We start from the raw sequence: 22029 nt of genomic DNA on the forward strand, positions 1-22029 counted from the left end.
ATGAACAATGAGGTCGGGCAGTGGACGCTCGTCGACAATATCGGCGTTCTCGTGACCAACGACCCCGCGGTCGGTGACGGGAAGCTCGGGCTGATTCGCGATGCCGCTGTGGTGATCGGCGACGGAATCGTGCAGTGGGTCGGTCCGCGAACGCGCGTGCCGGAGGGCAGCGCGGGCACGCGGGTGGACCTCGGGGGCCGCGCCGCCATGCCAGGATTCGTCGACAGTCACGCTCATCTGGTGTTCGGCGGCGAGCGGTCCGAGGAGTTCGCGGCCCGCATGACGGGAGCGGCCTACAGCGCAGGCGGTATCCGCACGACCGTCGCCGCGACCCGGGCCGCGACCGACGCCGCGCTGAGCGCCAATACCGCGCGACTGGTCGCCGAAGCGCTGCGCACCGGGACCACGACGATCGAGACCAAGTCCGGCTACGGACAGACGGTGGCCGACGAGCGCCGCAGCCTCGACGTCGCGGCAGAGCACACGCCGGAAACGACCTTGCTGGCCGCCCATGTCACGCCGCCGGAGTTCGCCGGGCGTACCGACGACTACGTGCGGCTGGTCGTCGACGAGATGATCCCGGCCTGCGCGTCGCGGGCCAAGTGGATCGACGTCTTCTGTGAGGAGGGCGCATTCGACGCCGACCAGTCGCGTGCCGTCCTCGAGGCCGGTATCCGCGCGGGGCTCACGCCGCGCGTCCACGGCAACCAGTTGACCTACGGCGAGGGTGTCCGGCTGGCCGCCGAACTGAACGCCGCCTCGGTCGACCATGTCACCTATACGACCCGTGCGGACATCGAGGCGCTCGCGGCGAGCGAAACGGTCGCGACACTCCTGCCGGGAGCCGACTTCTCCACGCGCAACAAGTACCCCGATGCGCGGGGCCTGATCGATTCCGGCGTGACCGTGGCGCTGGCCGCGGACTGCAACCCGGGTACCTGCTATACGACGAGCATTCCGTTCTGTATCGCGCTGGCGGTCCGCGAGATGCACATGAGTCCCGACGAAGCGGTGTGGTCGGCGACGGCGGGCGGCGCCAAGGCATTGCAGCGCGACGATATCGGGCATATCCGGGTCGGTGCGCGTGCCGACCTGATCGGACTCGACGCGCCCTCGCACCTGTACCTGGCGTATCGGCCGGGAGTCGCGCTGGTGCGCGAGATCTGGAAGGACGGTGTTCGACGATGACTGCTGTCGACCACCCGCCGGCCGGCTGGTCGGGACGCGACGACGGTCCGGGTGCGGCACATCTGCGCTGGCACAACGCGATTACGCCGTTCGTCCGCGAAAGCCCGCCCGGGGCAAGCGTTCTGGTCGGATTCCGCAGCGATGAGGGGGTCCGCCGCAATAAGGGGCGGACCGGCGCTGCTCGGGGTCCGGCCGCCTTGCGCCAGGCTTTGGCGTCGCTGGCGCTACCCGGTCCGACCCGGATCATGGACGCCGGTGACGTGGCAGTCGAGGACGGCGACCTCGAGTCCGGCCAGGAGCGTCTCGGCCGGACGGTCACCGCACTGCTGGACCGCGGCCATATGGTGACCGTGCTCGGCGGCGGGCACGAGGTGGCCTACGGCAGCTATCTCGGTGTCTCGCGGTCGGCCGCGGTCCGGGCCGGGGCGCGCTGGGGCGTGCTCAACCTGGATGCCCATTTCGATCTCCGCGGGGACGAGATACCCAGCTCCGGAACACCGTTCCGGCAGATGGCCGAGGGCGAGGCCACGGCGGGCCGGGTGCTGAACTATTCGGTGCTCGGCATCTCGCAGCCCAGCAATACCGTGGCCTTGTTCGAGACCGCCGCGACGCTGGGTGTTCGCTACCGGCTCGATGAGGATTGCACGATCGCGGATCTGGCCGGCGTGCGAGAGTTCGTGACGGATTTCCTGGCGGCGGTCGATGTCGTCTACTTGACGATCGATCTGGATGTGCTGCCCGCGGCGGTCGCGCCGGGGGTCAGCGCGCCGGCCGCGTTCGGCGTGCCGGTCGAGGTGATTCAGCGGGTCTGTGACGAGGTCGCGCGCAGCGGCAAGCTCGCGGTGCTGGATGTGGCCGAGCTGAATCCGGACTTGGATGTCGACAATCGGACCGCGCGGACGGCCGCGCGGCTGATCCATCGAATCGTGGCGCAACGTCGGGAACTACAGTAGTTGCCGCTGTGTAACTGCACACCTCTTGACATGTTGTATAGACAGCCCTATACATATGTGAGCCCATGCACAATCCCTGTCGGGTTGTTGTTTTCAACTACACCGGGAAGTCACGATCCGTGAACGACATCACCTCGACCCTGACCCGGGGTCTCACCGCACGGCACATCCGCTTCATCGCCCTCGGCTCGGCCATCGGGACCGGCCTGTTCTATGGGTCGGCCGATGCGATCAAGCGGGCCGGGCCGTCGGTTCTGCTGGCCTACCTGATCGGCGGCGCCGTGATCTTCATCGTGCTGCGCGCACTCGGCGAGATGGCGGTGCACGCCCCCGTGTCCGGTTCGTTCGGTGAATACGCGAGCGAACACCTCGGCCCGCTCGCCGGCTTCATGACCGGCTGGACCTACATCTTCGAGATGATCATCGTCCTGCTCGCCGACGTCACCGCGTTCGGCGTCTACATGGGCTTCTGGTTCCCGGACGTCCCACGGTGGATCTGGGTGCTGTCGGTGATCTTCTTCATCGGCGCGATCAACCTGCTCAGCGTCAAGGTGTTCGGTGAACTCGAGTTCTGGTTCAGCCTGGTCAAGGTGGTCGCGATCGTGGCCATGATTGTGGGCGGAATCGCGGTGCTGATCTGGGGTTTCGGCCTGCACGACACCAGCACCGGCCTGTCCAACCTGCACGGTGACGGCGGATTCTTCGCGACCGGATTCGGTGGCTTCCTCAGCTGCTTCGCGATCGTGATGTTCGCCTTCGGCGGCACCGAGATCATCGGCGTCACCGCGGGCGAGGCGGAGCAGCCCGAGCGGACGATTCCGCGGGCGATCAATACCGTCCCCGTGCGCATCATCCTGTTCTACGTCCTCACCCTGGCCGTGATCATGGCCGTGACCCCGTGGGACTCCATCGGCGACCACGGCAGCCCGTTCGTGCAGATCTTCGACGGCCTTGGCCTGAGCTCGGCGGCGACGGTACTGAATATCGTGGTCATCACCGCTGCGCTGTCGGCGATCAACAGCAATATCTTCGGCGCGGGCCGCATGATGTTCGGGTTGGCGCAGCGCGGGCAGGCGCCCGCGATCATGCGGCAGGTCTCCCGCAATGGCGTCCCGTGGATGACCGTCGTCATCATGGTGTCGGCCCTGCTGGTCGGCGTGGTGCTGAATTACCTGATGCCCGACCGGGTCTTCCTGGTCATCGCGTCGATCGCCACCTTCGCCACGATCTTCGTCTGGGTGATGATCCTGGCCTCCCAGTTGGCGGCCCGGAAACGGATGAGCGCCGCGGAAGTCGCCGCGCTGAAGTTCCCGGTCCCGATGTTTCCCTATCTGCCGATCGCGGCCATCAGCGGCTTGGTGTTCGTGATCGTACTGCTCGCCTTCGACGCCGACACCCGCGTGGCATTGATCGTCGGGGCGGTCTGGCTGGTCCTGCTCGCCGCCGCTTTCCGGCGGTGGTGCGGTGCCGTCACCGAGCCGACCCCGGCCGCCGCCGCGGCGATCGCCGAATAAACACAGAAATCCCGGCCGTGGCGCCGGCACTCGATTGGAATGGAACACAACACGATGAGCTCGAACACCATCCGACTGTCCGAACAGCACGCCGATGTGGCGGGAGCCGACAACGAAGTGGTCGTCGGAGTCGGCGCCGTCACCCCGGAGGACGTGGTGCGGGTCGCGCGCGGCGGCGCCGCGGTGCGGCTGTCGGAGGACGCGCTCACCGTGATCTCCGCGAGCCGCGCTCGGATCGAGGCGCTCGCGGCGGACCCGAAGCCGGTGTACGGAGTCTCGACCGGTTTCGGCGCGCTGGCCACCCGCCACATTCCGCTGGAATTGCGAACCCAGTTGCAGCGCAGTCTCGTTCGCTCGCATGCGGCGGGTTCGGGACCCGAGGTCGAGCGCGAGGTGATTCGCGCGCTCATGCTGCTGCGCCTGTCCACCCTGGCGACCGGACGGACCGGTGTCCGGGCCGAGGTCGCGCAGGCGTACGCCGCACTGCTCTCGGCCGGCATCACACCCGTGGTGCACGAATACGGCAGCCTCGGCTGTTCCGGTGACCTGGCGCCGCTGGCGCATGTCGCGCTCGCGGTGATGGGTGAGGGTTCGGTCCGTGACGCGCACGGCACCCTGATGCCGGCCGCGCAGGCGCTCGCCGAGGCCGGCATCGAGCCGGTCGTACTGGCCGAGAAGGAGGGGCTGGCGCTGATCAACGGCACCGACGGCATGCTCGGCATGCTGGTGCTGGCCTGCCACGACCTGCGGCGGCTGCTGCGGCTGGCCGATGTGACCGCGTCCATGAGCGTCGAGGGTCTGCTCGGCACCGACAAGGTGTTCGCCGCGGACCTGCAAGCCTTGCGCCCGCAGCCGGGTCAAGCGCTGGCCGCCGCGAATATGACTCGCCTGCTTCGTGGTTCGGGCATTGTCGCCAGCCACGCGACCCCCGACTGTACGGTCGTGCAGGACGCCTACTCGCTGCGTTGTGCTCCGCAGGTCGCGGGCGGAGCGCGCGACACCCTCGAGCATGCCGAGCGAATCGCGTCCTACGAGCTGGCCAGCGCCGTCGACAATCCCGCCGTCACCCTCGACGGCCGGGTGGAGTCGAACGGCAACTTCCACGGTGCACCCGTCGCCTACGTCCTGGACTTCCTGGCCATCGTGGTCGCCGACGTGGCGAGCATCAGCGAACGCCGCACCGACCGGTTCCTGGACCGGGCCCGTAACCACGGCCTGCCGCCCTTCCTGGCCGACGACCCGGGCGTCGACAGCGGCCACATGATCGCGCAGTACACGCAGGCTGCGATCGTCTCCGAGCTCAAGCGCCTGGCCGCCCCCGCGAGCGTGGATTCCATCCCCTCCTCGGCCATGCAGGAGGACCACGTGTCGATGGGCTGGTCCGGGGCCCGCAAACTGCGCCGCGCGATCGACGGCCTGACCCGCGTCCTCGCCATCGAAGCCCTCACCGCCGCCCGGGCGCTGGACCTGCGTGCCCCGCTGGAACCCGCCGCCGCCACCGCCGCCGTCCGCGACCGCATCCGCGAGTCGGTCAAGGGCCCCGGCCCCGACCGTTACCTGGCCCCGGAGATCGAGGCCGTGGTCCAGCTCGCCGCCTCCGGCGAACTGCTGGCCAGCGCCGAATCCGTGGTAGGCCCTCTGGCCTAGGCCGCGTCGGTCGGCGCGGCCGAGTGCGAACCTGAATTCTCATGGTGCACTGCTGGATTCGATGGCGTCCACCGTTCGATGTGAATCCTCGAACAGGCCCCGTACCGATGCAGGCGCTGGTTCACGCCGACCGTCGTGCCTGCTGCGCGTGCGGGCGCGGGGGCGTTGGCGGAGCTAGTCAGGGTTGAGAGTGTCGATTGGCGATGCTATGGACGGCGGCCAGACCGGGCCGCCGTTCTCGCGGCGGCACTGGTGTTCGGTGATGAACCGAACGATCAGCGCCGGGTCCGGTCGATCTCGGCGGCGAAGAAAGCCGACGCGGCCGGTTTCGACTTCGATCGATGAGGCCGCCACTTCATCTCCGATACTCCGTTCCGGACCCCGACAAGCCGCCGATTGCCCGCCGTGATGGAGTATGTCCTGATGGGGCACGATCAGCACCAGCACTGGGAACAGACCTACCGCTCCCAGCCCGGCATGTACGGTGTGCGGCCTTCCCGAGCTGCGGTGCATGCCGCCGAATACTTCCATGCTGCTGTCGTGCGCGATGTCCTCGAACTCGGCGCGGGCCACGGACGTGACGCCTTGTATCTGGCCCGATCCGGCTTTCAGGTCACCGCCACCGACTTCAGCGCGGTCGGCTTGGCCCAGCTTCGGCACGCCGCCGTAACCGCGGGTATCGACGACCGGGTCCGGACACTCGAACACGATGCGCGCACGCCGATCCCACTGCCCGACAACGCATTCGATGGCGTTTTCGCGCACATGCTGTTGTGCATGGCGCTGTCCACTGAGCAGATCCTCGCCTTGGCGAGCGACATCAAGCGGGTGCTACGACCCGGCGGCGTCTTCATCTACACCGTCCGCCATGTCGGCGACGCGCATTACAAGACGGGCATCTCCCACGGTGACGACATCTACGAACAGGGTGGGTTCGCGGTCCACTTCTTTTCGCGCGCGCTGGTCGATGCCGTCGCCGACGGATGGGATCTGACCGAGGTGCACTCGTTCGAAGAGGGCGAACTGCCCCGCCGCCTGTGGCGCGTCACCCAGGCCCTACCACCCCGAACATCCCGGTCGGTCGACGGCAAGCCAGAAGGTACGAGCCGGGTCAAGCGAAGCGCTGAATGAACTTCAAGCTCGTCTCCGCGACTTCGCGCCATCCGCTGTCGATGGTGAGGGCGTGTCCACGGTTGGGGATCTCGACGAACTCGGTGACGTCGGAGTTCTTGCGTTGCTGGTGGAAGGCCGCTTCGGAGATCGCCCGGGGAACGGTGTTGTCTTTTTCGCCGGAGATGATCAGCAGCGGTCCGCGTTCGGGATTGTCGGTGTCCACCTTGGCTTCTGACCAGGGATTGAGGTTGGCGGCGGCGGCTTGGAACAGTGGAGCGCCGGGTGCTGCGACCGCGAAAGTCTCATACAGCTTCTTGGCTTCCTCCTCGCTGACAGCATTGGCGAATCCGAAACGGAACTGGTCGAAGGTCAACGGCACCGCACGATGGCGATTGGCCGGGTTGTGCAGCACTGGTGCGGCGGAGCGTAGCGAGGAGATGGGCAGCGGCAGCACGCCGCGGAACGGCGCCGCGTCGATCGCCACCGATGCCAGCGAGAGCCCGCGCCCGGCCACTATCTGGGTGAGCAGGCCGCCGAACGAGTGCCCGACCACGGCGGGTTTGCGAGAAAGCTCGCCGATGACGTCAGCGACGTGGTCGGCGACCTGCCCAACTGTCTTGTCCGCGAACACTTCCGGATGCTCGTGCGCTTCGGCGACGGTCGCCGGATCGTCGGGCCAGTTCGCGGTGACCGGCGCGTAGCCAGCCTCGGTGAACAGTGCGGCCCAGCGGTCCCAGCTGCTGGCCAGCAGCCACAGTCCGTGGATGAATACAACTGGTGTGCGGTCGCTCTCGTTGGCTTGTGCGATCTGCTCGCGGGTGTGCTCGTCGATGGATGACGATGTCATGGCTTTCCCCTTACTTGGCGGCTTGTTCGATGAATGCCGCGACTGCGGCCGGTTGGGAGACGAGGGAGGCGTGGGAGGCATCGACCTCGCGGAGCGCCGATGCGAGCACCGATACGGCCTGGGCTACAGCGGCTTTGGCGGCCTGTGTGTCGTGCAGGCTGTTGAGCATGACGAAGTCGTGGATGATGCCGCCGTAACGCACCGCGGTCACCGGGACTCCGGCGGCGCGCAGTTTCGCCGCGTACGCCTCGCCTTCGTCGCGCAGCACATCCGCCTCGCCGGTGATGACCAGTGCGGGCGGCAGTCCGGCCAGGTCTTCGAGGTCGGCCCGCAGCGGTGCGGCGGTGATCTGTGCGCGATCGGATTCGCTGGTGGTGTATTGATCCCAGAACCACTTCATCCCGTCGCGGGTGAGGAAGTAGCCTACGGCGAACTCCTGGTAGGAGCCGGTATCGAAGTTGGCGTCGGTCACCGGATAGAACAGCACTTGCTGCCGGAAGGTGACATCGCCGCGTTCCTTGGCCATGAGTGTGAGGGCGATCGCCATGTTGCCGCCGACCGAGTCGCCCGCGATGGCGATGCGAGACGCGTCGAGGTCCTTGTCCGAGCCGTTGACGGTGACCCACTGCGCCACGCGGTAGGACTGCTCATTGGCGACCGGGTACTTCACCTCCGGTGAGCGATCGTATTCGGGGAACACCACTGCCGCGTTGGTGCCGACGGCGAGGTCACGGACCAGCCGGTCGTGGGTGTGCGCGTCACCGAAAACCCAGCCCGCACCGTGGGTGTAGATGATGACAGGCAATGGGCCGGTCGCGCCCTGTGGCTTCACGATGCGCGCCCGGACCGATCCGGTCGGGCCGCCCTCGATAGTGATCCATTCCTCGTCGACGTCCGGTTTGAAGATCGGGCTGTCCTGTACGCCGTCGACTGTCTTGCGGCCCTCCTCCGGATCGAGCTGGTACAGGAACGGCGGTTCGGATGTCGCGTCGACGAAGGCTTGCGCAGCGGGTTCGAGCGCGATACCGAGCGGGTTGCCGGCCATGATCAATCCCCTTGGGTTGTGGAGCGTGAAGGAATTCGAGCCTGCCCCGGATGCTGGTGGCGGACAGCAGGATTCGCCACCGGCGTATGGGCACGAATTTGCACGCTAGAGATTCGTACGGCTGGCGAACAGCCGTACCGGCAGGATTCTGCACGCAGAGAACAGTCGTGCTCGATGATATGCAGTGTCAGTACTCTTCGGGCACGACAAGCGTGCTATTGGCGCAGGAGGTCGGACGTGACCGTCATGCTGGATACCCGGTTGCTTCCGTTCGCCGAGCGGGCCGACGCGGTAGATGACGCGCTGTCGGACACCGAGGTTCCGGCGATCCAACGGTTCACCGAAAACCGAGGGCAGCTGTGGCATCGGCTGAGCGTGTGGGATCTCGGTGCGGGCGTACACGCAACCCGGGTGGACGGTACGCCCATGCGAGTCACGCGCGGACCCGAACAGTTGCGCGCCGCCGCACCCGAACGCGTCGGCCTGGGGCTACAGCTGTACGCACCCGCGACCTTCACCCACTGTGGCGCCGACCAGGTGGTGGGCGTCGGCGAGCTCGGGCTCACCGACGGCACCAGCATGTCCGACTACACGTGGAACGGCGTCGGCGGAGTCAAAGTGGTGGTCATCGACTACACACAGCTCGCATTGCCGGTCGACACCGTGCGCGCGGCCGCCACCAGACTGCCTGCGAGCCCGCTCTACGGCATGGTCGCCGCCCATATCGCCGCACTCGGCGAGGAGGGCGACATCCAGCCCGGACGCGCCCGCATCATGGTCGGATCGGCGACTACCCAGCTGATCCGCGCCCTGATCACCACCGCGGCCGAGGACACGCGCCGGCAACGCGACGACCTGCACGACAGCCTGTACCTGCGCATGACCGCGTACGTGGAACAACGACTCGGCGACCCCGCGCTCAACGCCGAGCAGGTCGCACGGGCACACCACATCTCGGTGCGACAGTTGTACACCGTGTGGTCTGAACAGGGCACCCCGATCGGACAGTGGATCATGACCGCCCGACTCGAAGGCGCCCGCGCCGAACTCGCCCGATGCGGTCGATCCACTCCGGTGGGTGCGGTCGCGCGCCGATGGGGATTCGTCAACGCAGCCCACTTCGCACGCCGTTTCCGCGCCGCCTACGGAATGACACCCCGTGACTGGCAGCACATGCACGACGCGCGATAGGGCAAGCCCGCGGGTCGGCAGCGCATACGATCATCGCCATTATGGTGCGTTCGAATGTCGCATGGCCGGACTCGAACTCACTGCCGCCTATGTGAGGTCATCCCGGTATCAGCCGGTTCCAACCGGTATCGAATCGGTCGCCTTACTGCGTGTGGGAATGGGTCAGGATGTGCAACCTGTCGGCTGCCATGGGGAAGCATCACCGTGGCAGGCGATACAACCATGCCGCTATTGGCGTCGGAATCGCCCATCGGCATCGGTCGAGACATGGCCGCAAGCGCCCGTCGAGACGTATCGTGATTGCCACCGAAGGTCGCGCGGCAGTGCGGCCAGGGCTGTTCCGGAGGATCGACGTGGCACCGAGAAGGCGGCCGGAGTCACCGGTCTCGCAGCTCGAACGGGTCGATCTAGTGCTGGAGGCCCTCGAGCTCGAGGGGTACCTGACACTCTCGCAGATTTCGGCCGCGACCGGGATCCCGCCTTCCTCTGCGCATCGCCTCCTCGAACGCATGGTCAAGCTTCGGTGGCTACTGCGCGTGGGGGACTGCTATGAGCTGGGCACTCGGATGTTCGAACTGGGCTCGGAAGCCGTGCGCAATCACTGGTTCCATCGCATCGCTTACCCGTATCTTGCTGAGTTGCAGCAACGCACGCAGTTGGTTGTACATCTGGCGTATCTCGACGGTAGCGACGTCGTCTACTGGGACAAGCTGCCGGGCACGATTGGGGTTCGGGTCCCGACCCGCATCGGCGGGCACCAGCCAGCGCACCGCACGGCGTTGGGTAAGGCGTTGCTGGCAGCCGAACCCGACAGGTGTCTCGAACATCCCGGATTCGACTCGATGAAACGCAGTACCCCTGCCACCATCACCGATCGAGACGAGCTCGCTCGGGAGGTAGTCAAGGTGCGTGAGGACGGGGTGGCCTTCGACCGCGGGGAGGCATTGGTCGATATCGGATGCATCGCGGCGACTGTCAGCGCAGGCCACGGCAGTACAAGCGACGGCTACACGACCACGGCGGCGATCTCGATCTGCGGCCCGCTCCGGCAGATCGGGTGCGAGTTCATCAGTCCGTTACGTGCTGCGGTCAGTAAGATCAACCGAGCCGCGGCCGTGAACCCGATGATTGATTCATGACGAGTCGGCCAGGGGCGGATCTCGCGGTCGCCAGCACTGTGAACCGTTGCCGAAGCCAACAGGGGCCAGAGTATCCGGTTGGGCCAAAACCTCGGAGCCGCAGTGGAATTCATGTGGTGCTCGCTCGCGTGGTGCTCGTCCCGCTGAGCGAATCGCGGTGTGGGATCAGGTATCCCGATCCTGGTGCTGGCCTTATGAACTGGAGCCGTGACGTCGCTGTCGTACGGTCGCCGACGGCTGGACAAGGATATCGCGGCTCAGCTTGATGCCCGGCACGTTTCCGATGAGCGGAAAAGGCGGTGGGCATCCCTGGCCGCGCGTCCGCATCATTGATTTCCAACGGCTTCCCTGGTCGTGAAATCAATGTCATTCTCATCGAACAACGGGGTAGAACGATGACCGAGTCGGTTCTCGACCGGATAATGGAGCAGCAAGACGATCTACGTAAGGGCGGGCCGGAGGCGGATCGGCTGGGCCGCCTTACGGATTCGACCGTCGACACGATGAAGGCTGCGGGGTCGATCAAGATGTTGCAGCCGAAAACGCACGGCGGCTTCGAGGTCGGCGTGCGGGAATTTGCTGAGACTGTTATGGCTACGGCGGCGATCAACCCGCCTGCAGGCTGGGTCAATGGTGTGGTCGGTGTGCATCCGTGGCAACTCGCGATGGCGGATTCTCGTGTGCAGGAAGAGATTTGGGGCGAGGACGAGAACACCTGGATAGCGTCACCGTACATGCCGAATGGCATGGCAGTACCGGTCGAAGGTGGCTACCGGATGAGTGGCCGCTGGAGTTTTTCCTCGGGAACCGACCATTGCCAGTGGGCATTCCTGGGTGCGATGAAATGTGACAGGGATGGCAATGTTGTCAACCCGCCGACCATGTTGCACGTCATCGTCCCACGCGGCGAGTACTCGATAATCGCGGACTCGTGGGATGTCGTCGGCCTGAAGGGTACTGGTTCCAAGGATCTCGTCATCGAGGACACGTTCATTCCGGAGTACCGGGTAATGGAGTACGACCGTCTGCTCGATGGCAGCCAGGTCCGTGCGGCGGGTCTGTCCCAGACCCTGTACCGGATGCCGTGGTCGTGCATGTTCCCCTTAGGTATCACCGCTGCCACGATCGGAATTTGTGAAGGTTTGCTGGCTGAGGCGATGAACTACCAACGAGAGCGCATCAACGCGCGGGGAACTGCCATCAAAGACGACCCTTACACGTTGTACGCCATGGGCGATTCGGCGGCGCAGATCAGGTCGGCACGGGAAGCGCTGATCACCAACGCCGAGCAGATCTGGGACCTCGTCGATGCGGGCAAGGAGGTTACGTTCGAGCGCCGAGCTGCCGGGCGGCGCGATCAAGTGCGTGCCGCATGGCAGGCGGTGCGGGCGATTGATGACATCTATCCGCGGTGTGGCGGTACGGCACTGCGCATGGACAAGCCGCTGCAACGGTATTGGCGCGACGCGCACGCCGGACTGCACCACGCGATCCACAGTCCCAGCACGGTGTACCACGCGGCGGCGCTGAGCGGCCTCGGTGTCGAGCCACACGGGCCGCTGCGGGCGATGATCTGACTCGGCCGCTCATCAATCTAGTGTGTAACGCGTTGTAGAAGTGGGCCACTGCTTCTGCTGATCCACACTCGCCTACTCGTTGGCCGAAACCCCTGGTGCCTAGTCTCGAAGATTTTTCGGGGCCGTGTCGATCTGTCGTGTTCTCCGTTCGACCTTGGGGTGAGAGGGTCGGAAGGCGACCCGGAACTAGGAGGATGACTGTGAAGTACATGCTGATCTGGCGGGCCACCGACGAGGGCAATGCGGCCATGGCGGAGGTCGACTTCGAGAAGATGCTCGAGACCATCGGACGGTACAACGACGAGATGATCCGGGCCGGCGTGCTGGTCGCGGCCGAAGGGCTGGCCGGGCCGGAAGAGGGTGTGGTGGTGGACTATTCGTCGGAGCCGCCGGTGGTTACGGACGGGCCGTACGGCGAGACCAAGGAGCTCTTCGGCGGGTTCTACATTCTGAATGTGGCCTCCAAGGAGGAGGCCATCGAATGGGCTAGGCGCGCCCCCTCGTTCGGGCCGGGATCCAAGACCGAGATTCGGCGGGTCACCACGATCGACGAATTCCCGCAGGACAACGAATGGATTCAGAAGGAACTGGCGTGGCGCCAAGCTACCGGACAGCTGTGAGTCACTGAGCGAATGGCCGATTCCACTGGTCGTGAGGCCGTTGCCGCCGTGTGGCGGATCGAGTCCGCGCGGATTGTCGGGGCGCTCGCGCGTTATACCGGCGATTTCGCACTGGCCGAGGACCTCGCTCAGGAGGCATTGGCCGAGGCGCTGGTGAACTGGCCGCGGGATGGTGTGCCGCGCAATCCGGCCGGGTGGCTGCTCACCGTCGGGCGGCGGCGGGCCATCGACGCGTTCCGCCGGCGTGCCGCGCTCGATGACCGGTACTCCGCCCTCGCCCGCGATCTGGGCGAGGGCGGGGTCGCCGCCGGTGGCCCGCCCGCGGAATCCGCGAGTGCGGAGACGCTGTGGGATCCCGATCAGATCGACGACGATATGCTCGCGCTCATCTTCATCGCATGCCATCCGGTGCTGTCGCGCGAAGCCCGGATCGCGCTCACGCTGCGGGTGGCCGGCGGCCTGTCCAGCGACGAGATCGCCAAGGCGTTTCTGGCGCCAACGGCCACCGTGCAGGCCCGGATCACGCGGGCGAAGAAGACCCTTGCGGCAGCTCGCGTACCGTTCGCCGTGCCGTCCGCGCAGGAGCGCAGTGAACGCCTCGGTTCGGTGCTCAGCGTCATCTATGTGATCTTCACCGAGGGATCGTCGGCCACCTCGGGTGACGATCTGATCCGATTCGATCTGGCCGGTGAGGCGCAGCGGCTGGCCCGGGTGCTGGCCCGGCTGATGCCGACCGAACCCGAGGTACACGGGCTGCTGGCGCTGCTCGAGCTCACCGCCGCACGGTTCCCCGCCCGCACCGACTCCGACGGCCAGCCGATTCTGCTGGAGCACCAGAATCGCCGCCGCTGGGACCGCTCGGCGATTCGCCGTGGGCGCGCCGCCCTGGACCAGGCCACCCGGGCAGGCCGGGGCCTCGGCGCCTACGGCCTGCAGGCCGCGATCGCCGAATGCCATGCCGTCGCCCCATCCGTGGACACCACCGACTGGGATCGCATCGTGCTCCTCTACGAGGCCCTCGGCAGACTCGCCCCGTCCCCTGTCGTCGAGCTCAATCGTGCGGTCGCGGTGTCCATGGCACAGGGGCCGGCTGCCGCCCTGCGCATTGTCGACGAACTCAAAACCTCAGCAGCCCTGGCGAATTCGCATCTATTACCGAGCGTTCGCGGCGAACTGCTCACCCGCCTCGGCCGCGGCGGCGAGGCACGAGCCGAATTCGAACTCGCGATGCGACTGTGCGGCAACGAACGTGAACGCGTCCTGCTGGCGAGGAAACTAGGCGCGACATCACATGGGGGAGTCATCTTCGGTGCGGCCCGACCTGCTGCCCAGCCGGATGGTTGATCAATCCGGCGCGAAGATCCCGGTGCCGGCGACGAGGCACAGCATGCAGGCCGACGGCAACCCTCGACCGGCCCGACGAAAAATCCCCAGGTCAACAACCTGGGGATCTTTTGTACCTGATGTTCCTCCGATCAGGCAGCGTCGAGAGCTTCGGTGATTTTGCGGGTCATCTCGGCCATGACGGGGCTGGGTTGGCCTTTGCGGGCTTGGGTGGCTGCTTCGATGGCGACGTTGATGGTGGTGCGGAAGTTGTCGGCTTCGGCCGGGTCGTGTTTGTCGAGCAGCGTCATGGCGTCGGTCAGGGCTGGCAGGACCTGGTCGGCGAGTTCGGCGACGGACTTCCCCTTCAGTTTGATGTCCCTGGACTTGGCGGAGGCGAGCACGTGCCCGACCAGGCCGGTCGCCGAGCACAGGGCGATGGTGGCTTCGGTGGCCGCCTTGTGGGGCGAGCCGGTGACGGTCAGCAGTGAGACGGCGCCGTAGGCGGCGGTGCGCAGGGTGGTCTTGTCCTGGTCGGTGAGGGTGATGGACATGGTGGTGTACTCCTTGGAATCTGTTGTGGTGGAATGCAATTGAGTGGCTGGTGGGTTGTCGGCTCGGCGAAACCTGCTGGTTCCCGGCCGCTGCGAGTCGCGGACGGCTGCTGCGATGGCGTGGAAGTCCTTGCGCAGGATGTGGTCGTGGTTGCTGCCGACCTTCGCGCTCACCGCGATGTTGGGGTTGCGGGCGTACACCGCATCGTGTTGTTCGTCATGGCAACCACTCTCGGCGTCTGGCCTGACATCGCCCTGTCACCAGCCTGACGCAGGAACGACCAGGTGAAACACGGTGTCAGCGGCGTGACAGGTGGGTGACAGGCCGGGGGCCGATGGTGGTCGCATGAGTAATTCAGCTATCGCGGTGTCAGGACTGCGGAAGACATATGGGGACAAGGTTGTGCTCGACGGCATCGATCTGGATGTTCCTGCGGGCACGATCTTTTCCCTGCTCGGTCCGAATGGAGCGGGTAAGACGACGACGGTAAATGTGCTGAGCACGTTGATAAAAGCCGACGGCGGGTCGGTACGCGTTGCCGGCCATGACGTCGCGACCGAGGCCAAGGCGGTGCGCGCGGCGATCGGGGTCACCGGCCAGTTCGCGGCGGTGGATGAGCTGCTGACGGGGCAGGAGAACCTGCAGCTGATGGTGGACCTCAACGGGGTCGGCGCCAAAGACGGCAAACGGACCGTCACCGAGCTGCTGGATCGCTTCGATCTGGTCGAGGCGGCGCACAAACCCGCGTCGACCTACTCCGGCGGTATGCGCCGCAAGCTCGATCTGGCGATGACGCTCGTCGGCAATCCGCAGATCATCTTCCTGGACGAGCCGACGACGGGTCTGGACCCGCGCAGCCGTCGCACGATGTGGTCGATCATTCGTGATCTGGTGGCCGACGGCGTGACCATCTTCCTCACCACCCAGTATCTGGAGGAAGCCGATCAGCTCGCCGACCGGATCGCGGTGCTCGATCAGGGCCGCCTGGTCGCCAAGGGCACTCCCGACGAGCTCAAGCGCCAGATCCCCGGGACGCACGTCCGGCTCCGGTTCACCGACGTCGCCCGACTCGACGCGGCCGCGCGTCTGTTCTCCGACGCCACGCCGGACCACGAGACACTGACCCTGCGGGTGCCCAGCGATGGCGGAACGACATCGCTGCGGGCTCTGCTGGATCGGCTCGATGAATATGCACTCAGCGCCGAAGAATTCTCCATGCACACACCCGATCTCGACGACGTTTTCCTCGCCCTGACGGGCCACGCCACGGAGGTGGAAGCGAAATGAGCACCAAATCCCATGCGATGGTGATGTTGCGCCGCAACTTCAAACACATCGCCCGCAACCCGACCTCGGTGTTCAATGCGGTCCTGATGCCGATCATCATCATGTTGATGTTCGTGTACATGTTCGGCGACGCTTTCAACGTCGGTGTCGACTACATCGATTACGCGACGCCAGGACTGATTCTGCTCGCGGTCTGCTATGGGCTGGGGGCCACCGCGACGTCGGTGAACTCCGACATGACGAAGGGGATCATCAACCGGTTCAAGGTCATGGACGTCTCCCGTGGCGCGGTGTTGAGCGGTCATGTCATCGCCACTGTGCTGACCAATCTGATCGCTATCGCGGCCCTCATCGGGGTGGCATTCCTACTGGGATTCAGTCCGTCGGCGAGTTTGCTCGACTGGCTCGGCGTGGCCGGCATCGTCGTGCTGCTCGGTTTCGCGGCCAGCTGGCTCACGGTCGCCTTGGGATTGGCCGCGAAGTCTCCGGAGACGGCGGGTCTGGCCTCCGTGCCGCTGGTCATGCTGCCCTTCTTCAGCAGCGCGATCGTGCCGGCGGAGAAGATGGGGCCGGGCCTGCGGCAGTTCGCGCAATACCAGCCCTTCACGCCGATCATCGAAACCCTGCGCGGGTTGCTCAACGGCACACCGAACACCGGCGATGCGATCGTCGCCATCGCCTGGTGCGCGGGGATCGCTGTCGCCGGGTACCTGTGGGCGCGTGCCACGTTCAGCAAGCGAGCGTGACCGCGACCAACTCGTGCCAGCTCGCCTGCGTCCCCTCCAGCGTCGCCTCGGTGAACCGCGGTTCTCCGAGGCGACTTCGGGTGGCCTGCTCGATCCTGGCCACATCCGGTTGGGAACGATCCGGCAGACCGAGCACGCTGGTGCTCGCCGCGAGCAGCCGCGCGGCTTGCTCGTACTGTTCCGCACGCAGCGCCAGATCCGCGGTCCCGACCAGCACCCCGGCGAGCAGCGGTGCGTGCCCCGCCTCGGACGCCGCTTGCAGGGCCGCGACGCGGTGTGCGCGGGCCTCGTCGAGATCCTCGGCAAGATAGCCGAGCAGATTCTGTTTCACGGCGCGGCCGATTGCCCGTTCGGCGGCATCGCCAAGCAGCGCTGTCGCGACGTCGAGTTGCTGGCGTGCCTGCTCGGCATTGCCGCTCCAGCGCGCGAGCTCCGCCTTCGACAGCGCCAGCTCGGCCAGCACAGTCGGCCAAGCGACCCGTTCCGCGGACCGCTGCGCCTCGGCCATCGCCGCCGCGCTCGACTCCGCATCGCCCATCAGCCAGTACAATTGGGCCTGCCGCGACCGCAGCGGCACGACATCGTCGATGGCACCGATCTCGGTGACGACCGCGATCGCCTGTTCATAGTGCTCGCACGCAGCGGCGAATTCGCCGCGTACGGCGATTCGATTCGCCAGCTCGGTCCGGGCGAACGAGATCCCCCACCGTTCGCCGAGCGCGCGAAACTCGGTGAGCGCCGTCTCGAGATAGGTATCCGCATCCCGGCCGTCGCGGCCGAGCTGGATCCGCAATTTGCCGAGCTGCAGCCGGCCCAGGGCGCGTATCCAGGGTTCCTCGTCGACCAGCAGTGATTCCCACGCGGGCAGGATCGCGTCCGGCCCATGCAACATGCGCTCCAGTGGGGCGACCAACCTCAGCGCCCAGTGCCGGCTCGGCACACGCTGGCTGATTTCGTAAGCCTTCTGGATCCACTCCTGCGCCTGGTACTGGTCACTTTGCGGCCCGGAGGTCACAAACTGCACGATGTACGCGTACACCACGGCCCGGATCTCGTCGGCCACCGCACCGGGCAGGGCAGTGGCCGCCATGATCAGCTCGTTGCCCTCGGCCTTGTGCCCGCCGAACCACCAGTACCAGCCAGCGGCAGCGGCGAGCCGCATCGCCCCGTCCGCCTCGCCGGCCGCGAGCGCACCGCGCATCGCGGCGGCGATATTGTCGTGCTCAGCCTCAAGCGTGGCGAGCCATTCCAATTGCTCGGCCCGGCGTAGATGCGGATCCGCGGTTTCGGCGAGTTCGGTGAAATACGCGCGATGCGCGCGACGCGCCGGATCCGATTCCCCCGCCTCCGCGAGACGCTGCTCGGCGTATTCCTTGATCGTGCCGAGCATCCGGTAGCGTGTCGCCCCGTCGCCCGCGGTGACCACGAGCGATTTCTCGGTCAGCGCGGTCAGCAACTCGAGCACCTCCCACGCCTCGACCTGATTACCCGCGCAGACCCGTTCGGCCGCTTCTTGGCTCGCACCACCGGAGAACACCGAGAGCCTGCGCAGCACCATCCGTTCGGCATCGGTGAGCAGCTCCCAGCTCCAGTCGATCACCGCGCGCAGTGTTCGGTGCCGCGGCAGTGCGGTACGGCTGCCGCCGGTCAGCAGACGGAACCGGTCGTCGAGCCGATTGGCGAGCTGATCGAGGGACATGGTGCGCAACCTGGCCGCGGCGAGTTCGATTGCCAGCGGCATCCCGTCCAGCGCCCGGCAGACGCGCGCCAACGTCGCCAATGTGTTGGCGTCGGTCGCGAGGTCCTTGCGCACCGCGCCGGCTCGGTCCCGCAGCAGTTGGACGGCCGGAGACGATGCGATCTCGCCGGGGTCGGCGTCCCCCTTCGGCAAGGCCAGCGGCACGACCGGCCACAGCGCCTCGCCGGTGATGCCGAGGGGTTCCCTGCTCGTCGCGAGGATCCGCAGCCGCGGGCACTCTCCGAGCACCCGATGGGCGAATGTCGCCGCAGGCTCGATCAGGTGCTCACAGTTGTCCAGAATCAGCAATATCGCCCGCTCGCGGATCGCGGCAATGACCCGATCCGTCGGCTCCGCATCCGATGCCTCGCCGAGCAGCGCATCCCGCAGTCCGAGCGCGGCGAGCGTCGCTTGTGCGACGTCACCGTCGGCGGCGATGGCCGCGAGTTCGACCAGCCAGGCCCCGTCCGGCAGGTCGCCGAGCAGCGTGCGCGCGGTTTCCGTGGCCAGTCTGGTCTTCCCCGAGCCGCCCGGTCCGATCAGGGTGGTGAGCCGATGTTCGGCGTTGAGTTCGCCGACCGCGGCGACATCGGAGTCCTTGCCGATGAAGCTGGTCAGCTCGGCACGCAAGTTGGTCTTCCGGTTCTCCTCCCGCCGTCTCAACTCGCCGCGCAGCAGCGCGACGTGCACGGCGGACAGCTCCGCTGAGGGGTCGACGCCCAGTTCGTCGGCCAGGGTCTGTCTCGTGCGCTCGTACACGCGCAGCGCCTCGGTATCGCGACCGGTCGCGACGAGGGCACGCATCAACGCGGCGACAAGCCGTTCGCGCACCGGATGCGCGGCCACCGAGTCGGTCAGTTCCGTGACCAGCTCCGCACCGTGGCCGAGACTGATCTCCGTATCGAACCGATCCTCCATGGCAGTCAGGCGTAGCCCTTCGAGCCGGGTGACCGCCGCGTCGAACGCCGCACTCTCCTGCAGACCGACGTCCTGCATGGCCGCACCACGCCACAATGCGAGGGCCTCGCGCAGCCGCTGTACCCCTCGTAGAGCATCGTCATTGTGGGCTCGGGCGACGAGGCGTTCGAACCGCACGGCGTCGACAGCGTCGGGTTCCACCCGCAACCGGTAGCCGTCCGTCTGCCCCTCGATCGATCCTTCCGGCAGCACCTTCCGCAGTCGGGAAACCAACCGTTGCAAGGCATTAGCCGCGTCGGCGGGCGGGTGTTCACCCCAGATCCAGTCGATGAGCGTCGCCTTCGGGACCGCGTGACCCGGTTCGAGTGCGAGGGCGATCAACAGCCCACGCAGCCGCGCGCCCGGCACATCGGCGAAAACACCGTCGCCCGAGCGAATCTCGAATGGTCCAAGTATCCCGATCTGCACCCGGCCGATCTTGCCACGGGCAATCTGGCGGTGCGGCGCGGCAAGTTGCCGCGGTACTGGCTCTCGTCGTCATCCGGCGCTGTCACCGACCATGGCTCCGGCACGGCCGGTGACAGCGCCGTGACAGTCGCATGTCAGGTCCGTCGGCGAACGTGGTCGCAACAACCGCCACGGAAAGGAAATCCGATGAGTCAGACGGCTCCCATCCCGCACGGCCTCCCCTTGGAGCGCGATGCGGGCCCCTTCGACCCGCCCCGTGACATCACCCGGCTACGCGAGGTACGCCCGGTCAGTCCGATGGTCTTCCCCGATGGGCACCAAGGCTGGCTCGTCACCGGCTACGACGCGGTCCGAAAGCTCATGGCCGACACCCGATTCAGCTCCCGCCAGGACATCGGCATTGTGCACGCGGCACACGAAATTCCCGGCATGCCCGTCCTCACCGAACCTTCCCCGCAGGTGCGGGGTCTGTTCGTCGCCATGGACCCGCCGGACCACACCCGGCTGCGACGCAAGCTCACCGGCGCCTTCACCGTCAGACGCATGAAGCAGCTCGAAGAGCACATCATCGACATCGCCGAGCGGCAACTGGAACACATGGCATGTCTGACCCCACCGGTGGACCTGGTCAAGGAATTCGCGCTGCCGGTGCCCTCGCTGGTGATCTGCGAACTGCTCGGTGTCCCCTACGCGGACCGGGAGAACTTTCAGGTCAACTCGGCCCAGTTCCTGGTCAGGGACCAATCGCTGGACGAGAAGATGGCCGCGTACGGCGCGATGACCACGTACCTGGCCGAACTGGTCACGCGCAAACGCGCCGAGCCCGGTGACGACCTGCTGTCCGATCTGGCCCGCGATGACGACCTCAGCATCGAGGAGCTGGTGGGCATCGCGTTCCTGCTGCTGCTCGCGGGTCACGAGACCACCGCCAACATGCTGGCACTGGGCACCTTCGCGCTCCTGGAGCATCCAGAGCAGCTGGCGCAACTGCGCGCCGACCCGGATCTGCTCCCCGATGCCGTCGAGGAGCTCATGCGCTACCTGTCCGTCGCCGATATCTTCTATCGCTACGCAACGGAGGACATCGAGCTCGGCGGTGAAACGATCCGCGCGGGATCGACCGTCGTCGTCTCACTGCTGGCCGCCAACCGCGACCCCCAGCGCTTCGACAATCCGGACGCTCTGGACGTCCACCGCAAGGCCCGCGGCCACCTGTCCTTCGGCCACGGCGTCCACCAATGCCTCGGCCAGCAGCTGGCCCGCATCGAGATGCGCGCCGGTTTCGCCGGACTGCTGCGCCGCTTCCCGACCCTCGAACTGGCCATCCCCGCCGGCGAGGTGAGACTCCGGACCGATATGAACATCTACGGCGTCCACGAACTGCCGGTCACCTGGACGGAATCGGCCAAGTAGAACCGTCTGGCGAGCCTCGCGAAAGGAGATGGCGAAAATGCGTATCACCGCGGATCGGGAGCGCTGTATCAGCTCGGGCATGTGCGCCCTTATCGCGTCGGAGGTCTTCGATCAGGACGAGGACGACGGCAGGGTGCGGTTGCTCGCCCCACAACCGCAGCACAGGCACGCCGCAGCGCGGGAGGCCGTGGAGGCTTGCCCGTCCGGGGCACTCGCGCTCGATGATCGACCGGTCCGTTGGACGGCGGTGACGGACGACGACCGGGATCTGTCAGCGCACTGAGCACCGATATCGGACCTGACAGCATGCGCGCATGCGTGGTCCCGACGATCGCCTGTGGTGCACGGGTACACGCACAGTCCAACTCGCACTACCGCGCAGACTGTCTCGCTTCGGCGTTCGTCGCCGTCGGAATTCGCCGGAATTTCTGATGGTGATCGTGTCGCGGGGATGTTGTGTAATGACATCGAATTTCTCCCTCGCGATCGCATTCATCATCTCGGGAGGCGTCAATATCTACCCTGCCGAAGTCGAGGCCGCTATTTCCGCTCTCGACGGGGAGAAGACGTCGCCGTATTCGACGTCCCGCATCCGGGCGATTTGGGGGACAGCGGTCGCGGCCCACGTCGGTGCGCGATCCGGGTAACACTGAGTGAGCGTCTGAGAACTGTGTCAGGTGCGAGCGAGGCGGCGTGACATGACAGCAATCATGGCGATGTAGACGATCGCTTCGTGGTGGTCGGGTC

Annotated in this window: 19 protein-coding genes; 15 read left to right on the forward strand and 4 right to left on the reverse strand. The window is 66.4% G+C overall.

The annotated features are described in order from the left end of the window. The 5 genes from hutI to AB0J29_RS29795 all read left to right on the forward strand — a co-directional run bounded on the left by hutI (nucleotide 1) and on the right by AB0J29_RS29795 (nucleotide 6433). The gene (hutI, locus tag AB0J29_RS29775; protein ID WP_364493475.1) at nucleotides 1-1188 is read left to right on the forward strand and encodes an imidazolonepropionase; all 1188 of its coding nucleotides are present in this window, start codon (nucleotides 1-3) and stop codon (nucleotides 1186-1188) included. Next, complete coding sequence (hutG, locus tag AB0J29_RS29780; protein WP_364793427.1) at nucleotides 1185-2141, forward strand: formimidoylglutamase; 957 nt, start codon at nucleotides 1185-1187, stop codon at nucleotides 2139-2141. The genes hutI and hutG overlap by 4 nt, the downstream gene beginning before the upstream one ends. A 119-nt stretch (nucleotides 2142-2260) precedes the next feature. Continuing rightward, on the forward strand, nucleotides 2261-3655 hold the full coding sequence (locus tag AB0J29_RS29785) for an amino acid permease (RefSeq protein ID WP_364793429.1): 1395 nt from the start codon (nucleotides 2261-2263) through the stop codon (nucleotides 3653-3655). Between the two features lie 54 nt (nucleotides 3656-3709). Then, on the forward strand, nucleotides 3710-5302 hold the full coding sequence (gene hutH, locus AB0J29_RS29790; RefSeq protein WP_364793431.1) for a histidine ammonia-lyase: 1593 nt from the start codon (nucleotides 3710-3712) through the stop codon (nucleotides 5300-5302). 423 nt (nucleotides 5303-5725) lie between these two features. Then, nucleotides 5726-6433, forward strand: a complete 708-nt coding sequence (locus AB0J29_RS29795) for a class I SAM-dependent methyltransferase (RefSeq protein WP_364793433.1) — start codon at nucleotides 5726-5728, stop codon at nucleotides 6431-6433. Here the strand turns inward: AB0J29_RS29795 and AB0J29_RS29800 are convergent. Further along, nucleotides 6414-7262 (reverse strand): alpha/beta hydrolase, encoded by an 849-nt coding sequence (locus tag AB0J29_RS29800; RefSeq protein ID WP_364793435.1) that lies wholly within the window; start codon nucleotides 7260-7262, stop codon nucleotides 6414-6416. The two genes, AB0J29_RS29795 and AB0J29_RS29800, sit on opposite strands and share 20 nt — an antisense overlap. A gap of 10 nt (nucleotides 7263-7272) precedes the next feature. Further along, nucleotides 7273-8307, reverse strand: a complete 1035-nt coding sequence (locus AB0J29_RS29805) for an alpha/beta hydrolase (RefSeq protein WP_364793437.1) — start codon at nucleotides 8305-8307, stop codon at nucleotides 7273-7275. 246 nt (nucleotides 8308-8553) lie between these two features. Between AB0J29_RS29805 and AB0J29_RS29810 the strand changes: the two genes are divergently transcribed. From AB0J29_RS29810 to AB0J29_RS29830, 5 genes are all read left to right on the forward strand, one after another. Continuing rightward, the gene (locus AB0J29_RS29810) at nucleotides 8554-9498 is read left to right on the forward strand and encodes a helix-turn-helix transcriptional regulator (protein WP_364793466.1); all 945 of its coding nucleotides are present in this window, start codon (nucleotides 8554-8556) and stop codon (nucleotides 9496-9498) included. 353 nt (nucleotides 9499-9851) lie between these two features. Further along, nucleotides 9852-10637, forward strand: a complete 786-nt coding sequence (locus AB0J29_RS29815) for an IclR family transcriptional regulator (protein WP_364793439.1) — start codon at nucleotides 9852-9854, stop codon at nucleotides 10635-10637. Between the two features lie 395 nt (nucleotides 10638-11032). Continuing rightward, nucleotides 11033-12214, forward strand: a complete 1182-nt coding sequence (locus AB0J29_RS29820; protein WP_364793468.1) for an acyl-CoA dehydrogenase family protein — start codon at nucleotides 11033-11035, stop codon at nucleotides 12212-12214. A gap of 200 nt (nucleotides 12215-12414) precedes the next feature. Next, nucleotides 12415-12834, forward strand: coding sequence for a YciI family protein (locus tag AB0J29_RS29825; RefSeq protein ID WP_364793442.1), 420 nt, complete (start codon nucleotides 12415-12417; stop codon nucleotides 12832-12834). 12 nt (nucleotides 12835-12846) lie between these two features. After that, a complete protein-coding gene (locus AB0J29_RS29830; protein WP_364793444.1) occupies nucleotides 12847-14178 on the forward strand; it encodes an RNA polymerase sigma factor in 1332 nt (443 codons plus the stop codon). 131 nt (nucleotides 14179-14309) lie between these two features. Here the strand turns inward: AB0J29_RS29830 and AB0J29_RS29835 are convergent, their stop codons facing one another. Beyond that, on the reverse strand, nucleotides 14310-14912 hold the full coding sequence (locus AB0J29_RS29835) for a hypothetical protein (RefSeq protein WP_364793446.1): 603 nt from the start codon (nucleotides 14910-14912) through the stop codon (nucleotides 14310-14312). A 145-nt stretch (nucleotides 14913-15057) separates the two neighbouring features. Between AB0J29_RS29835 and AB0J29_RS29840 the strand changes: the two genes are divergently transcribed. Both AB0J29_RS29840 and AB0J29_RS29845 read left to right on the forward strand, forming a co-directional pair. After that, complete coding sequence (locus AB0J29_RS29840) at nucleotides 15058-15999, forward strand: ATP-binding cassette domain-containing protein (RefSeq protein ID WP_364793448.1); 942 nt, start codon at nucleotides 15058-15060, stop codon at nucleotides 15997-15999. Then, nucleotides 15996-16745 (forward strand): ABC transporter permease, encoded by a 750-nt coding sequence (locus AB0J29_RS29845; RefSeq protein ID WP_364793450.1) that lies wholly within the window; start codon nucleotides 15996-15998, stop codon nucleotides 16743-16745. The genes AB0J29_RS29840 and AB0J29_RS29845 overlap by 4 nt, the downstream gene beginning before the upstream one ends. On the opposite strand, the gene AB0J29_RS29850 is transcribed toward AB0J29_RS29845, so the two are convergent. Continuing rightward, nucleotides 16729-19869 (reverse strand): BTAD domain-containing putative transcriptional regulator, encoded by a 3141-nt coding sequence (locus AB0J29_RS29850; RefSeq protein WP_364793452.1) that lies wholly within the window; start codon nucleotides 19867-19869, stop codon nucleotides 16729-16731. The genes AB0J29_RS29845 and AB0J29_RS29850 overlap by 17 nt on opposite strands. 186 nt (nucleotides 19870-20055) lie before the next feature. On the opposite strand from AB0J29_RS29850, the gene AB0J29_RS29855 reads away from it, so the two are divergent. From AB0J29_RS29855 to AB0J29_RS29865, 3 genes are all read left to right on the forward strand, one after another. Then, complete coding sequence (locus AB0J29_RS29855; RefSeq protein ID WP_364793454.1) at nucleotides 20056-21282, forward strand: cytochrome P450; 1227 nt, start codon at nucleotides 20056-20058, stop codon at nucleotides 21280-21282. A gap of 37 nt (nucleotides 21283-21319) precedes the next feature. Continuing rightward, a complete protein-coding gene (locus tag AB0J29_RS29860; protein ID WP_364793456.1) occupies nucleotides 21320-21565 on the forward strand; it encodes a ferredoxin in 246 nt (81 codons plus the stop codon). Between the two features lie 178 nt (nucleotides 21566-21743). Further along, the gene (locus AB0J29_RS29865) at nucleotides 21744-21929 is read left to right on the forward strand and encodes a hypothetical protein (protein ID WP_364793458.1); all 186 of its coding nucleotides are present in this window, start codon (nucleotides 21744-21746) and stop codon (nucleotides 21927-21929) included. Nucleotides 21930-22029: the final 100 nt, after the last annotated feature.

The sequence above is a fragment of the Nocardia sp. NPDC049707 genome, assembly GCF_040674855.1.
In the GTDB taxonomy this organism is placed as follows: Bacteria; Actinomycetota; Actinomycetes; order Mycobacteriales; family Mycobacteriaceae; genus Nocardia.

Excerpts from the sequence above, each read along its gene's own strand:
- AB0J29_RS29865 (WP_364793458.1), top strand. The coding sequence starts at position 21,744 with ATGACATCGAATTTCTCCCTCGCGATCGCATTCATCATCTCGGGAGGC.
- AB0J29_RS29855 (WP_364793454.1), top strand. The coding sequence starts at position 20,056 with ATGAGTCAGACGGCTCCCATCCCGCACGGCCTCCCCTTGGAGCGCGAT.
- hutG (WP_364793427.1), top strand. The coding sequence starts at position 1,185 with ATGACTGCTGTCGACCACCCGCCGGCCGGCTGGTCGGGACGCGACGAC.
- AB0J29_RS29810 (WP_364793466.1), top strand. The coding sequence starts at position 8,554 with ATGCTGGATACCCGGTTGCTTCCGTTCGCCGAGCGGGCCGACGCGGTA.
- hutH (WP_364793431.1), top strand. The coding sequence starts at position 3,710 with ATGAGCTCGAACACCATCCGACTGTCCGAACAGCACGCCGATGTGGCG.
- AB0J29_RS29860 (WP_364793456.1), top strand. The coding sequence starts at position 21,320 with ATGCGTATCACCGCGGATCGGGAGCGCTGTATCAGCTCGGGCATGTGC.
- hutI (WP_364493475.1), top strand. The coding sequence starts at position 1 with ATGAACAATGAGGTCGGGCAGTGGACGCTCGTCGACAATATCGGCGTT.
- AB0J29_RS29800 (WP_364793435.1), bottom strand. The coding sequence starts at position 7,262 with ATGACATCGTCATCCATCGACGAGCACACCCGCGAGCAGATCGCACAA.
- AB0J29_RS29795 (WP_364793433.1), top strand. The coding sequence starts at position 5,726 with ATGGGGCACGATCAGCACCAGCACTGGGAACAGACCTACCGCTCCCAG.
- AB0J29_RS29845 (WP_364793450.1), top strand. The coding sequence starts at position 15,996 with ATGAGCACCAAATCCCATGCGATGGTGATGTTGCGCCGCAACTTCAAA.
- AB0J29_RS29805 (WP_364793437.1), bottom strand. The coding sequence starts at position 8,307 with ATGGCCGGCAACCCGCTCGGTATCGCGCTCGAACCCGCTGCGCAAGCC.
- AB0J29_RS29830 (WP_364793444.1), top strand. The coding sequence starts at position 12,847 with ATGGCCGATTCCACTGGTCGTGAGGCCGTTGCCGCCGTGTGGCGGATC.
- AB0J29_RS29820 (WP_364793468.1), top strand. The coding sequence starts at position 11,033 with ATGACCGAGTCGGTTCTCGACCGGATAATGGAGCAGCAAGACGATCTA.
- AB0J29_RS29840 (WP_364793448.1), top strand. The coding sequence starts at position 15,058 with ATGAGTAATTCAGCTATCGCGGTGTCAGGACTGCGGAAGACATATGGG.